The sequence below is a fragment of the Pseudomonas sp. DWP3-1-3b3 genome (genome assembly GCF_049896305.1).
GTDB lineage: Bacteria > Pseudomonadota > Gammaproteobacteria > Pseudomonadales > Pseudomonadaceae > Aquipseudomonas > Aquipseudomonas azotoformans_A.
The window spans coordinates 134317-147040 of sequence record NZ_JAFCUA010000001.1 but is presented as its reverse complement, the minus strand read 5'-3'; the positions used below and the strand labels follow the sequence as shown (position 1 = coordinate 147040).

Here is a 12724-nt window from a genome sequence, read left to right as displayed (position 1 = left end):
AGGAGTATTCACTGTCGGCCTGGAACGGTCAGCAGAATGTGCTCGTTGCTCAACGCGCACCCGGTGCCAACGATTTTGTGATCAAGGATCAAGCCTTATTCGATAAGGTCACTGCCCGGGATAGCCGTTCCGTACAGGCAGAGGTAGAGAGTGTTCGCAGCACCGTGATTGACGCGCCGTTCATCGAGGCCTTCACTGCACCACTTGCGCCTGCGCAGGCGAGCGCGTTTGGTGCGGCATTGCGGCGGTATGAGGGGCAGACGTTCGAGCAGGCGTTGAAACAGCACGCCCAGCGCATGCCGGTTGCTACCTCGGTAGCGGCCCGCGTGTTAGCCGGTGTGAGGCCCGGCTGATTCAGTAGTCGTCCCCACGCTCGGTCACGTCGCGTTCTACCGGCGCGGCGTGCGGGTCGTACCCCACCGGGAACTTGCCCTTCAGCGTCCAGGCAAAGGCAATGATCTCGGCAATTGTGCGGTACAACTCCTCCGGAATGCTGTCACCCAGTTCCATCCGTGCCAGCAGTTTGACCAGCTCGGCGTTTTCATAGATCGGCACTTCGTTTTCGCGCGCCAGCTTCAGGATGGCTTCCGCCAGGGCATCGTCGCCCTTGGCGGTCAGCGTGGGTGCCTGCTGGCCGTCGTACTTGAGGGCAATCGCCTGGCGCGGTGGGTTGGCGTTTTTCATGCGGTTTCATCCACCCAGCGTTGCTCCAGTCCGGTTTTCGGCCCGCGTGGCGGGGTTCCGAGGTGGCAATCGAGGTCACCGACATTGATGCCAGACGTCACCAGGCGTTCGCGCAAGCTGCCCAAGTGGCTTTCGATCAGGCTGGCGGTGAATGGCCGCGAGGCCCACAACTGGCTGGACAGTTTGCCCTGGCTCAATTGCGCCTGAACCTGCAGCGGCCCCAGCGGTTCCATGTCGAAAGCCAGTTCGACGCGCCAGAGCATCTGCTTGGCGTCCTTTTTCTCTTTGCGTTCGGGCTGGTCCTTGTCCGGCGCCGGTTCTTCGCGCTGGAACTTGACCTGCAATGGCACGATGTCTTGCAACGTGCGCATGGGAATTTCCAGCTGCCAGGTGGTTTGCAGGCGGCCGTCGGCGGTGGTGCCGGTCTGTTCCAGGCTCGACAACTGATGGCTCTGCAACCGCGAGATCGCCCCGGCGGCCAGGCGCAGCAGGTTTTCCAGGTCGCCTTCGCCTTCCAGTTTCGCCATCAGCCGTTCGGGCAAGGGGAAGCCGGCGGGTATCTGGCGGGCGCTGACCTGGCCGAGGGTGTTCAAAGGGCTGCGCACGAAGTTGGGCAGCACCTGGGCCAGGGTGTTGGCGGCGAGAATGGCATTCATATTGGTGCTGGCGGGCAGGGCCGGCAGCAAGTCGGCGACCAGGCGCAGCAGGGCGCCTTTCATGTCCAGCGGTGGGACCTGCGGGTTTTGCCCGGCGAGCAGCTTGGCTTCCAGAAAGGCACCGCTGTTCTGGATGACTTGCGCCAGTACCTTGGGGTTGCTGACCTGCGCCAGGTCGGGCAGGGCGGCGAGTAAACGCTCGGCAGCGCCGCGCAGCTCGGCGGAGGTGCTGTCGCCGCGTGGCAGGTTCTGCAGCGCCGTGAAGACGGCATCCAGCGAGCCTTGGCGACTTTGCTGGGTCGACAGTTGTTGGGTGACGGCCAACTGATCCTTGAGCCCGCTCAGCGGCACAAAGCTCAAGGTCTGTGCGTTCTGCACCACGGCACTGAGCAGGCTGCCGACGCGCAACGGCTGCGGGCTTTCCACGGTCAGGGTCGCGCCAGTCAGTGCGCTGTTGAGCACGGTGACCAGCGAGCGATAGATCGCCGGTTGCGCCGTGCCCTGGGGCAACATCTGGGTGGTCAGCACCTTGGCCTGAAGCAGCGAGCCCACCGGCATCTGGTTCGTGTCGATGCGGGTCAGGGCGGCGACATTGGCGCTCAAGGCCTGTTGCAGGCTGAGGGTCAGGTTGCCGGTGGGCGTCTGGCTCACCGCCACATTGCTGCCCAACGGCAGCGGCTGCGGGCTGCTGGCCTGCACCAACGTCTGGCGACCGCCTTCGAGGGTCAACTTGAGCAGCAACTGAAAGGCTTCACCGCCTTGTTTCAGGGCGATGACTTCGGCGTTCGCGGTTTTCCCAGGGTCGATCAGGCCGATCTGCGGCTCCAGCAGTTTCAGCAACTCGCCGGCCACAGGCGCAGGGCCGGGCCCGGCTGCCGGGGCGGGTGGAAGCGTAGGAAGGTTGATCTCACCGGTCATCGCGCGCGTCGTCTCTGGGGAAATTGCCCTCTTTAGAGTAGGGCATCACATGTATAATGCCGCCCGTCTGCAAAGAGAGCGGTAAAAACCTCACAACTATTTGATCCAGCTCTCTAAAATCGGTCGCCAAAGCCGTTATTGTGCATTTCTCTTTAACGGCCGCTGCACCGCCGACTTGAACCGTAAAGGCCCGCGATCTTTTGACCAGCCCTCTTCTTGAAGCCGTAGCGCTCTCCTGTGAACGCGACCTGCGCCTGCTGTTCGAGCACCTCGAACTGCGGCTGACGGGCGGTGACATGGTGCAGGTCAGCGGCCCCAACGGCAGCGGCAAGACCAGTTTGCTGCGCCTGCTGGCCGGGTTGATGCAGCCGACGGCTGGGGAAGTTCGCCTGAACGGCAAGGCCCTCAACCAACAACGTACCGAACTGGCGCGCAACCTGATCTGGATCGGCCACGCCGCCGGCATCAAGGACGTGCTCACCGCCGAAGAAAACCTCAGCTGGCTCAGTGCCTTGCATCATCCCGCGTCCCGCGATGCGATCTGGCAGGCCCTGGCCGCCGTCGGCCTCAAGGGTTTTGAGGATGTTCCCTGCCACACTTTGTCCGCCGGCCAGCAGCGCCGCGTGGCCCTGGCGCGTTTGTATCTGCCGGGCCCGCCGCTGTGGATTCTCGACGAGCCGTTCACTGCCCTCGACAAACAAGGCGTCGCCCAGCTGGAAGAACATCTGGCCCAGCATTGCGAGCAGGGCGGTCTGGTCATCCTCACGACCCACCACACGCTGACGCGCATGCCTGCTGGCTATCGCGATCTTGACCTGGGGCGGTGGTCGGCATGAGCGTATTCGCCCTGTTGGTCGCCCGTGAAGCGCGCTTGCTCTGCCGTCGCCCTGCGGAACTGGCCAACCCGCTGGTGTTCTTCGCGATTGTCATCGCGCTGTTCCCGTTGGCGGTCGGCCCCGAGACTAAACTGTTGCAAACCTTGTCCCCAGGACTGGTGTGGGTGGCCGCGCTTTTATCGGTCCTGCTCTCGCTGGACGGGCTGTTTCGCAGTGATTTCGAAGACGGTTCCCTGGAACAGTGGGTCCTTTCGTCGCACCCCCTGCCACTTCTGGTACTGGCCAAGGTACTGGCACACTGGGCTTTTTCCGGCTTGGCGCTAGTCTTGCTCTCGCCGCTGCTGGCGATGATGCTGGGCTTGCCCGTCGAATGCCTGCCGGTGTTGCTCCTGTCCTTGTTGCTCGGTACGCCGGTGCTCAGCCTGTTGGGGGCAGTGGGCGCAGCGTTGACCGTGGGTTTGAAGCGGGGCGGCCTGTTACTGGCCCTGTTGATTCTGCCTTTGTATATCCCGGTGTTGATCCTGGGCAGCGGTGCTTTACAGGCCGCGCTCATGGGCATGCCGGCGACCGGTTACCTCCTGTGGCTTGGTAGCCTGACCGCCCTGGCGGTAACCCTGACACCCTTTGCTATAGCGGCCGGCCTGAAGATCAGCGTCGGCGAATAATGAGGTCTGGTTAAGCGTTGTCTTAACCAGTAAAGACCCTAAGCTTTTCGCAACGACGAAAAGCTACCGTGATGGAAACAGCAATGAACTGGACCTGGTTTCACAAGCTCGGCTCGCCCAAATGGTTCTATGGCATCAGCGGCAAGCTGCTGCCGTGGTTGAGCATCGCTGCCGTATTGCTGATCGGCATCGGCCTGGTCTGGGGCCTGGCCTTTGCGCCGCCGGACTACCAGCAAGGCAACAGCTTTCGCATCATCTATATCCACGTACCTGCCGCGATGCTGGCCCAGTCCTGCTACGTGATGCTGGCCGTGTGCGGCATCGTCGGCCTGGTGTGGAAGATGAAACTGGCGGACGTGGCCCTGCAATGCGCCGCGCCCATTGGCGCGTGGATGACTGCCGTGGCGCTGGTCACCGGCGCAATCTGGGGCAAACCCACCTGGGGTTCGTGGTGGGTGTGGGATGCGCGACTAACGTCCATGCTGATCCTGCTGTTCCTGTACTTCGGTCTGATTGCCCTGGGCAACGCGATCAGCAATCGTGACAGCGCCGCCAAGGCCTGTGCGGTGCTGGCGATTGTTGGCGTGATCAACATCCCGATCATCAAATACTCGGTGGAGTGGTGGAACACCCTGCATCAGGGCGCCACCTTCACCCTCACCGAAAAACCGGCGATGCCGGTAGAGATGTGGGCGCCGCTGCTATTGATGGTGCTGGGGTTCTACTGCTTCTTCGGCGCCGTGCTGCTGATGCGCATGCGCCTTGAAGTGCTCAAGCGTGAAGCCCGCGCCAGTTGGGTCAAGGCCGAAGTGCAAAACAGCCTGGGAGCGCGCGCATGAGTTTTGCTTCTTTCAGCGAGTTTCTCGCCATGGGCCATCACGGCCTGTATGTCTGGACGGCCTATGGCATCTGCCTGGCGGTGCTGGCCCTCAACGTCGCCGCGCCGATCCTGGCCCGCAAGCGTTACCTGCAACAAGAGGCGCGTCGTCTGCGCCGGGAGACCGAAAAGTGAATCCGCTGCGTAGAAAGCGTCTGTTGATCATCCTTGCCATCCTGGCCGGCGTCGGCATTGCCGTGGCCCTGGCCTTGAGTGCCCTGCAGCAGAACATCAACCTGTTCTACACCCCGACCCAGATCGCCAATGGCGAAGCCCCTGTCGATACGCGGATTCGCGCCGGCGGCATGGTGGAGCAGGGCTCGCTGAAGCGTTCCGGTGATTCCCTGGACGTCACCTTTGTAGTCACCGACTTCAACAAAGCCGTGACCATCACCTACCGCGGCATCCTCCCGGACCTGTTCCGCGAAGGCCAGGGCATCGTCGCCCTGGGCAAGCTCAACGCCGACGGCGTGGTGGTGGCCGATGAAGTGCTGGCCAAGCACGATGAAAAATACATGCCGCCGGAAGTCACCAAGGCCCTCAAAGACAGCGGCCAATCCGCGCCAACGCCTGCCAAGGAGGGCTAAGCCATGACGTCCGCACTGTTTATTCCAGAGCTGGGCCAGTTGGCGATGATCCTCGCCCTGTGTTTTGCCGTCGTCCAGGCCGTGGTGCCGTTGCTCGGCGCCTGGCGTGGCGACCGCCTGTGGATGAGCCTGGCGCAGCCGGCCGCCTGGGGCCAGTTTGCCTTTTTGCTGTTCGCCTTTGGTTGCCTGACCTACGCCTTCATGACCGACGACTTTTCCGTCGCATACGTCGCCAATAACTCCAACACGGCTTTGCCTTGGTACTACAAGTTCAGCGCCGTGTGGGGCGCCCACGAAGGTTCGCTGCTGCTGTGGGCATTGATCCTCGGCGGCTGGACCTTCGCCGTGTCGGTGTTCTCGCGCCAACTGCCGCAAGTGATGCTGGCGCGGGTGCTGGCGGTGATGGGCATGATCAGCATCGGCTTCCTGCTGTTTTTGATCATGACCTCCAACCCGTTCAGCCGCATCCTGCCGCAGATTCCTACAAACGGGCATGACCTCAACCCATTGCTGCAAGACATCGGCCTGATCGTGCACCCGCCGATGCTCTACATGGGTTACGTGGGTTTCTCCGTGGCCTTTGCTTTCGCCATCGCCGCCTTGCTCGGTGGGCGCCTAGATGCGGCCTGGGCACGCTGGTCGCGGCCGTGGACCATCGTCGCCTGGGCTTTCCTGGGGATTGGTATCACCTTGGGGTCGTGGTGGGCGTATTACGAACTCGGCTGGGGCGGCTGGTGGTTCTGGGACCCGGTGGAAAACGCCTCCTTCATGCCTTGGCTGGTGGGCACGGCGCTGATCCACTCGCTGGCCGTCACCGAAAAACGCGGCGTGTTCAAAAGCTGGACCGTGTTGCTGGCCATCGCGGCATTTTCCCTCAGCCTGCTCGGCACTTTCCTGGTGCGTTCGGGCGTGTTGACCTCCGTGCATGCGTTCGCTTCCGACCCGGAGCGCGGAGTGTTCATCCTGATCTTCCTGCTGTTTGTGGTCGGCGGCTCCCTGACGCTGTTCGCCCTGCGCGCGCCTGTGGTCAAGAGCCAGGTCGGTTTCAACCTGTGGTCGCGGGAAACCCTGTTGCTGGGCAACAACCTGGTGCTGGTAGTAGCGGCGTCGATGATTCTGCTCGGCACGTTGTACCCCTTGGTGCTGGATGCCCTGAGCGGCGCCAAGCTGTCCGTCGGCCCGCCGTACTTCAACGCGTTGTTCATTCCGCTGATGGGCCTGTTGATGGTGGTGATGGCCGTCGGCGTGCTGGTGCGTTGGAAAGACACCCCGTTGAAATGGCTGGCGGGCATGTTGATGCCGGTGCTGCTGGGCAGCGTGGCCTTGGCGGTGATCGCCGGGTTTGCCTACGGCGATTTCAACTGGGCGGTGCTCGCGACCTTCCTGCTTGCCGCCTGGGTATTGCTGGCCGGCGTGCGCGATATCTTCGACAAGACCCGTCACAAAGGCTTGATCAAAGGCCTGCCAAGCCTGACCCGCAGTTATTGGGGCATGCAGATCGCCCACATTGGTATCGCCGTGTGCGCCCTGGGCGTGGTGCTGTCCAGCCAGAATAGCGCCGAGCGCGACCTGCGCCTGGCGCCGGGTGAGTCCATGGACCTGGCCGGTTACCACTTCATCTTCGAAGGTGCCAAGCACTTCGAAGGGCCGAACTTCACGTCAGACAAAGGCACCGTTCGTGTCGTGCGTAACGGCAAGGAAATCGCCGTGCTGCACCCGGAAAAACGCCTGTACACCGTGCAGAGTTCGATGATGACCGAGGCCGGCATCGACGCCGGTTTCACCCGCGACCTGTATGTGGCGCTGGGTGAACCCTTGGGCGACGGCGCCTGGGCCGTGCGGGTGCACGTGAAACCGTTCGTACGCTGGATCTGGTTCGGCGGCTTGCTCACCGGTTTCGGTGGTTTGCTGGCCGCGCTGGACCGGCGTTATCGGGTCAAGGTCAAGAGCCGGGTGCGTGAAGCGCTCGGCCTACAGGGAGCGGCGGCATGAAGCGTTGGTTGATGGTTGTGCCGCTGGCGATGTTTCTGGTGGTTGCGGTGTTCTTGTATCGCGGGTTGTACCTGGACCCGGCCGAGCTGCCCTCGGCGATGATCGGCAAGCCGTTCCCGGCGTTTTCGCTGCCGACCGTGCAGGGCGACAAAACCCTGACCCAGGCCGACCTGCTGGGCAAACCGGCGCTGGTCAACGTGTGGGGCACCTGGTGCATCTCCTGTCGCGTTGAACACCCGGTGCTGAACAAGCTCGCCGAGAAGGGCGTGGTGATCTACGGCATCAACTACAAGGACGACAATGCGGCGGCCTTGAAGTGGCTGGCCGAGTTCCACAACCCGTACCAGCTGGATATCCGCGATGAGGACGGCAACCTCGGCCTGAACCTCGGCGTGTACGGCGCCCCGGAAACCTTCTTCATCGACGCCAAGGGCGTGATCCGCGACAAGTACGTCGGCGTGATCGACGAAGTGGTCTGGCGCGAGCAACTGGCCGCCAAGTACCAGGCCCTGGTCGATGAGGCCAAGCCATGAAGCGTCTGTTAGCTGCTGCGGTCCTGGCGCTTGGACTGGTCGGTGTGGCCCATGCCGCCATCGACACCTACGAATTCGCCAAGGACGGTGACCGCGAGCGTTTCCGCGAACTCACCAAGGAACTGCGCTGCCCCAAGTGCCAGAACCAGGACATCGCCGACTCCAACGCACCCATCGCCGCCGACCTGCGCAAAGAAATCTTCCGCATGCTGGGGGAGGGCAAGGACAACCAGCAGATCATCGACTTCATGGTCGACCGCTACGGTGATTTCGTGCGCTACAAACCGGCCCTCACCGGCAAGACCGCGCTGCTCTGGTTCGGCCCTGCCGGGCTGTTGTTGGCTGGCGTCGTCGTGATGGCCGTGATCGTGCGCCGCCGTCGTGCCGCGCCGACTGACGGCTCCGACGCGCTGTCCCCTGATGAGCGTAAACGCCTCGACCAATTGCTGGACACCAAGACTGATGATTGATTTCTGGCTCGCAGCCGGCTTGCTGCTTCTGATTGCCCTGAGTTTCCTGTTGATCCCTGTACTGCGCGGCCGCCGTGCCCAGCGCGAAGAGGATCGCACCGCGCTGAACGTGGCGCTCTACCAAGAACGTGTGGCCGAGCTGCAAGTGCAACAGGACGAAGGTGTGCTCAACGCAGCCCAACTCGACACCGGCCGTGCCGAAGCTGCGCGCGAATTGCTGGCCGACACCGAAGGTGTGGAAAAGCCCCGCGAATCGCGCCTGGGCAAGCCATTGCCGTTTTTGGCGGCGTTTCTGGTGCCCGTCCTGGGCGTTGCGCTGTACCTGCATTACGGGGCCAGCGACAAGGTTGAACTGACCCGCGAGTTCTCCCAGCCGCCGGTATCCATGGAAGACATGACCCACCGCCTGGAGCGCGCTGCCGCCGCCCAACCGGATTCACCGGAAGGCCTGTATTTCCTCGGCCGTGCCTACATGGCCCAGGACCGTTCCGCCGATGCGGCCAAGGTCTTCGAACGCACCGTGGCGCTGGTCGGGCGCCAGCCGGAACTGCTCGGCCAGTGGGCCCAGGCGCAGTACTTTGCCGACAACAAGCAGTGGTCGCCCAAGGTTCAGGCGCTGACCGATGAAGCCTTGAAGCTGGATCCGAAGGAAGTCACCAGCCTTGGCCTGCTCGGTATCGCGGCCTTTGAAGGTCAGCGTTATCAGGAGGCGATTGACTACTGGAACCGTCTGCTGGCCCAACTGCCAGCGGAAGACAACTCCCGTGCGGCGTTGCAAGGTGGCATAGATCGCGCTGCTGAGAAGCTGAAAGAAAGCGGCGGCACCGTCGCCCCTCAAAAAACCGCGATGAAGGTTCGGGTAGATCTGAGCGCCGACGTGAAGGCCAAAGCCCTGCCCACTGACAGCGTATTCATCTTTGCCCGTGCGGTCTCCGGCCCACCGGCGCCATTGGCCGCCAAGCGTGTCACCGTCGCCGAACTGCCGATCACCGTCGAACTGGGCGATGCTGACGCAATGATGCCGCAGTTGAAACTGTCGAACTTCCCCGAAGTCCAACTGGTTGCGCGCATATCCCGGGCTGGTGTTCCGACAGCTGGCGAGTGGATCGGCCGCAGCCAACCTTTGGCCAGCAGCACCACTGCCTTGCAGCAGCTGACCATCGACAGTCCGGACAAGTAAATCGAGGAAACGCCCATGACCGCATTTGCACGCATCACCTTGCTCAGCCTGGTACTCGGCCTGAGCGCCTGTGCGGTCCACCGCCCACCTCCCGCGCCGACCGGCCCGACCATCCCACCGTCAGGCCCGTCGACCCAGCCAAGCACCAAGCCTTCCGGCCCAGTGACCCCAGCGCCAAAGCCAGTGCCCACCAAATCCGCGACCTTCGCCCCACCCCCGGGCGCCGTGAGCCACTGGGACGGCAAGATGCAGGTGTATGTGCTGGACGAACAGCCCGACACCTTCTACCGCCAGCGCACGTATTACCGCTGGAGCAACGGCTGGAGCCGCTCCATCAGCCCGAATGGCCCGTGGGAAGAGACCGACGTGCAAGGCGTGCCGCCGGGGTTGAGCAAGCAGTACGCGCAATGACAAAAGGCGACCTTCGGGTCGCCTTTTTCATGCCTGTGAAACACGTTCTCCAAACCAATGAAGATCACCTGTGGGAGCCGGGCTTGCCCGCGATGGCGGCCTGTCAGGCCACTGGACACTCCCGATTCAGCGCTTCATCCACCAACAACTGCGCAATCTCAATCATCTGCACCACCGCCAACACCTGCTTGCGGCCCGAGCCATCCAAGTGCTCGACACAGTCATAGGCACACACGGTTGCCGACTCCAGCATCTCGCTCGCATTGCTCAATGCAGCTTCGGTGCTTAGGCCGGGGCGGACGGTGAAGATGAGATTGGGTGGGGTTTGTGGTGTGTCATCCGAGGTGGATGGCGGGGGATTTGGAGTAACTTTCTTCATGCAGTAAAGCTCCATTCAGTTAGAGCTCACCCCATCCGCGACCAAGCAGAAGGGTGGCGAGCTGTACGCAGGTTGGTCGACCAGGGAATGGAAACCCGGCAGGGCCTAAGCCCTCCCACGCACAGCTCGCCATAACGCGAACACAATAATGCCGCTTGCGCGGCACTGTGCGCCATTCTAATCCAGGCGACCAAGCCTGATCGCTGATGAGCAGCGATTGCGAGAGGCTAACGGTGCGTTATAGCAACCGCAACCGACAGAGAAGGTAGGAAAAATCGCATATGTTGTGGTGAGCAGGCTTGTTGTGGCGAGCGGGCTTGCCCCGCGTCGGGCTGCGAAGCGGCCCCAAAACCTGGCGACGCGTTCTGCCTGAATGAACACGGTGGCCATACTGGGGCTGCTGCGCAGCCCAACGCAGGGCAAGCCTGCTCGCCACAGGGTTGATCCGAGTTTCAGCCAAGTCCAACCTTTCACAAAACCTTCATCCAACCGACCCCCTCCAGTCATGTGCAAGTCATAGGGCTGACACCTCCCGCGCCTACTGTCGTTTGAACTCAAACGCAGCCACCCCGTGGCTGTTCAAACAAGACAGAGAAGCCCATGAATCACGCTATCCATGTCGATCACTTGAACAAGACCTTTGCGAAGAAATCCGCGTTGGTCGACCTCGAACTCACCATTGCCCCAGGTGAGATGGTCGCGCTGATTGGCGCTTCCGGTTCTGGCAAGTCCACCTTGTTGCGCCACTTGGCGGGCCTGGCTTGTTGCGACAAGAGCAATGGCGGCAGCGTCAAGGTGCTGGGCCGGGAAGTGCAGGCCAGTGGGCGCTTGAATGGCAAGGTGCGGCGGCTGCGCGCAGACATCGGCTACATCTTCCAGCAGTTCAACCTGGTCAACCGCCTGAGCGTGCTCGACAACGTGCTGCTCGGTTGCCTGGGCCGCATGCCGCGCTGGCGCGGTAACCTCGGCTTGTTCAATGCCGAAGAGAAGGCGTTTGCCCTGGAATCCCTGGCGCGCGTTGGCCTGGCCGACTTGGCCGCGCAACGGGCTTCGACCTTGTCCGGCGGCCAGCAGCAGCGCGTGGCGATTGCCCGTGCATTGACCCAGCGCGCCGAGGTGATCCTGGCCGATGAGCCTATCGCTTCGCTGGACCCGGAGTCGGCACGCAAGGTCATGGAGATCCTCGCCGACATCAACCGCCGGGACGGCAAGACCGTGGTGGTGACCCTGCATCAAGTCGATTACGCCATGCGTTATTGCCCGCGTGCCGTGGCCCTCAAAGGTGGCCGTATTCATTTTGACGGCCAGGGCAGCGAGATGAGCAGCCACTTCCTCAATGATTTGTACGGTGCCGACGTCGACACCAGCCTGATGTTTTCCGACCAGTCCCGCCAAACCTCCGTCACTCCACGGCTGGCCCTGGCGCGCGCTTGAAACCCTACTCACGACCCACAGGAATCCTTTCCATGTTGAACCGTATCGGTCACGTCTTTCTGTCTGCGGTGTTGCTGGCCAGTGTGGCGTTGGGCAATGCCCATGCCGCCGACAAGGCGATCAACTTCGGCATCATGTCCACCGAGTCTTCGCAGAACCTCAAGAGCATCTGGCAGCCGTTCCTGGATGACATGCACAAGAAGACCGGCCTGACCATCAACGCCACCTTCGCCTCCGACTACGCCGGCCTGATCCAGGGCATGCGCTTCAACAAGGTCGACGTGGCCTGGCTCGGCAACAAGGCCGCGATGGAAGCGGTGGACCGCTCCAACGGCGAGATCTTCGCCCAGACCGCCGCCGCCAACGGCGCCGCGGGTTACTGGAGCGTGCTGATCGTGCGCAAGGACAGCCCGATCAACAACGTTGAAGACATGCTCAAGAACGCCAAGAACCTGACCTTCGGCAACGGTGACCCGAACTCCACCTCGGGCTACCTGGTGCCGGGTTACTACGTGTTTGCCAAGAACAATGTGGATGCCGCCACCGCGTTCAAACGCACGCTGAACTCCAGCCATGAAGTGAACGCCTTGAGCGTCGCCAAAGGGCAGTTGGACGTCGCCACCTTCAACACCGAAAGCTGGGAGCGCCTGGAAGTCACCCAGCCGGACAAGGCCGCCATGCTTAAGGTGATCTGGAAATCGCCGCTGATCCCGGCCGACCCGATGGTGTGGAGCAAGGCCCTGAGCGACAGCGAGAAAACCAAGATCCGCGACTTCTTCGCCCACTACGGTGACACCGATGAAGAGAAGGCCGTGCTGAAGAACATGCAACTGGGCAAGTTCCTCGCCTCCAGCGACGACCAACTGTTGCCGATCCGTCAGCTGGAGCTGTTCAAGCAGCGCACCACGATCAGCGCGGACGACAAGCTGGAAGCGGCGGATAAGGCCAAGAAGCTCGCTGATATCGATGCTGACCTGGCCAAGTTGCAGCAGCGCATCACCGAACTCGACAAAAAAACCGCAGCCAACGGCTAACTCCCCTGTGGGAGCTGGCTTGCCTGCGATAGCGGTGTATCAGCTAGCACATTTGTGACTGACAGACC

General features: G+C 62.3%; 16 protein-coding genes. 13 read left to right on the top strand and 3 right to left on the bottom strand.

The window, feature by feature from the left end; all coding sequences use genetic code 11:
* Positions 1-38 precede the first annotated feature (38 nt).
* A complete protein-coding gene (locus ACP7BX_RS00740) occupies positions 39-353 on the top strand; it encodes a hypothetical protein (RefSeq protein WP_426130439.1) in 315 nt (104 codons plus the stop codon).
* A 1-nt stretch (position 354) separates the two neighbouring features.
* On the opposite strand, the gene ACP7BX_RS00735 is transcribed toward ACP7BX_RS00740, so the two are convergent.
* Entirely contained in the window at positions 355-684 is a 330-nt protein-coding gene (locus ACP7BX_RS00735; RefSeq protein WP_028615680.1) for an EscU/YscU/HrcU family type III secretion system export apparatus switch protein, read from the bottom strand.
* Positions 681-2258, bottom strand: a complete 1578-nt coding sequence (locus ACP7BX_RS00730) for a flagellar hook-length control protein FliK (protein WP_426130437.1) — start codon at positions 2256-2258, stop codon at positions 681-683. Before ACP7BX_RS00730 ends, ACP7BX_RS00735 begins: the two co-directional genes overlap by 4 nt.
* Before the next feature lie 200 nt (positions 2259-2458).
* Between ACP7BX_RS00730 and ccmA the strand changes: the two genes are divergently transcribed.
* The 10 genes from ccmA (at position 2459) to ACP7BX_RS00680 (ending at position 9809) form a co-directional block, all read left to right on the top strand.
* Positions 2459-3094, top strand: coding sequence for a cytochrome c biogenesis heme-transporting ATPase CcmA (ccmA, locus tag ACP7BX_RS00725; protein ID WP_426130435.1), 636 nt, complete (start codon positions 2459-2461; stop codon positions 3092-3094).
* Positions 3091-3759, top strand: coding sequence for a heme exporter protein CcmB (gene ccmB / locus ACP7BX_RS00720; protein WP_003189951.1), 669 nt, complete (start codon positions 3091-3093; stop codon positions 3757-3759). Before ccmA ends, ccmB begins: the two co-directional genes overlap by 4 nt.
* An 83-nt stretch (positions 3760-3842) precedes the next feature.
* Positions 3843-4598 carry a heme ABC transporter permease gene (locus ACP7BX_RS00715; RefSeq protein WP_314531555.1) on the top strand — a complete coding sequence of 252 codons (756 nt, stop codon included), beginning with the start codon at positions 3843-3845 and terminating at the stop codon, positions 4596-4598.
* The gene (ccmD, locus tag ACP7BX_RS00710) at positions 4595-4771 is read left to right on the top strand and encodes a heme exporter protein CcmD (protein ID WP_061435869.1); all 177 of its coding nucleotides are present in this window, start codon (positions 4595-4597) and stop codon (positions 4769-4771) included. The genes ACP7BX_RS00715 and ccmD overlap by 4 nt, the downstream gene beginning before the upstream one ends.
* Positions 4768-5223 carry a cytochrome c maturation protein CcmE gene (ccmE, locus tag ACP7BX_RS00705; protein WP_028615684.1) on the top strand — a complete coding sequence of 152 codons (456 nt, stop codon included), beginning with the start codon at positions 4768-4770 and terminating at the stop codon, positions 5221-5223. The genes ccmD and ccmE overlap by 4 nt, the downstream gene beginning before the upstream one ends.
* 3 nt (positions 5224-5226) lie before the next feature.
* Positions 5227-7215, top strand: a complete 1989-nt coding sequence (locus tag ACP7BX_RS00700; RefSeq protein ID WP_426130432.1) for a heme lyase CcmF/NrfE family subunit — start codon at positions 5227-5229, stop codon at positions 7213-7215.
* A complete protein-coding gene (locus ACP7BX_RS00695) occupies positions 7212-7748 on the top strand; it encodes a DsbE family thiol:disulfide interchange protein (RefSeq protein WP_016978490.1) in 537 nt (178 codons plus the stop codon). Before ACP7BX_RS00700 ends, ACP7BX_RS00695 begins: the two co-directional genes overlap by 4 nt.
* Positions 7745-8218, top strand: coding sequence for a cytochrome c-type biogenesis protein (locus ACP7BX_RS00690; RefSeq protein ID WP_017136200.1), 474 nt, complete (start codon positions 7745-7747; stop codon positions 8216-8218). Before ACP7BX_RS00695 ends, ACP7BX_RS00690 begins: the two co-directional genes overlap by 4 nt.
* On the top strand, positions 8211-9398 hold the full coding sequence (ccmI, locus tag ACP7BX_RS00685) for a c-type cytochrome biogenesis protein CcmI (RefSeq protein WP_426130429.1): 1188 nt from the start codon (positions 8211-8213) through the stop codon (positions 9396-9398). The genes ACP7BX_RS00690 and ccmI overlap by 8 nt, the downstream gene beginning before the upstream one ends.
* A 15-nt stretch (positions 9399-9413) precedes the next feature.
* Positions 9414-9809 carry a hypothetical protein gene (locus ACP7BX_RS00680; RefSeq protein ID WP_095015295.1) on the top strand — a complete coding sequence of 132 codons (396 nt, stop codon included), beginning with the start codon at positions 9414-9416 and terminating at the stop codon, positions 9807-9809.
* Between the two features lie 103 nt (positions 9810-9912).
* Here the strand turns inward: ACP7BX_RS00680 and ACP7BX_RS00675 are convergent, their stop codons facing one another.
* Positions 9913-10188, bottom strand: a complete 276-nt coding sequence (locus ACP7BX_RS00675; RefSeq protein WP_426130427.1) for a DUF6124 family protein — start codon at positions 10186-10188, stop codon at positions 9913-9915.
* A gap of 600 nt (positions 10189-10788) precedes the next feature.
* Between ACP7BX_RS00675 and phnC the strand changes: the two genes are divergently transcribed.
* Both phnC and phnD read left to right on the top strand, forming a co-directional pair.
* Positions 10789-11622, top strand: a complete 834-nt coding sequence (gene phnC / locus ACP7BX_RS00670) for a phosphonate ABC transporter ATP-binding protein (RefSeq protein ID WP_033897600.1) — start codon at positions 10789-10791, stop codon at positions 11620-11622.
* 32 nt (positions 11623-11654) lie between these two features.
* The gene (phnD, locus tag ACP7BX_RS00665; protein ID WP_033897601.1) at positions 11655-12656 is read left to right on the top strand and encodes a phosphonate ABC transporter substrate-binding protein; all 1002 of its coding nucleotides are present in this window, start codon (positions 11655-11657) and stop codon (positions 12654-12656) included.
* Positions 12657-12724 lie beyond the last annotated feature (68 nt).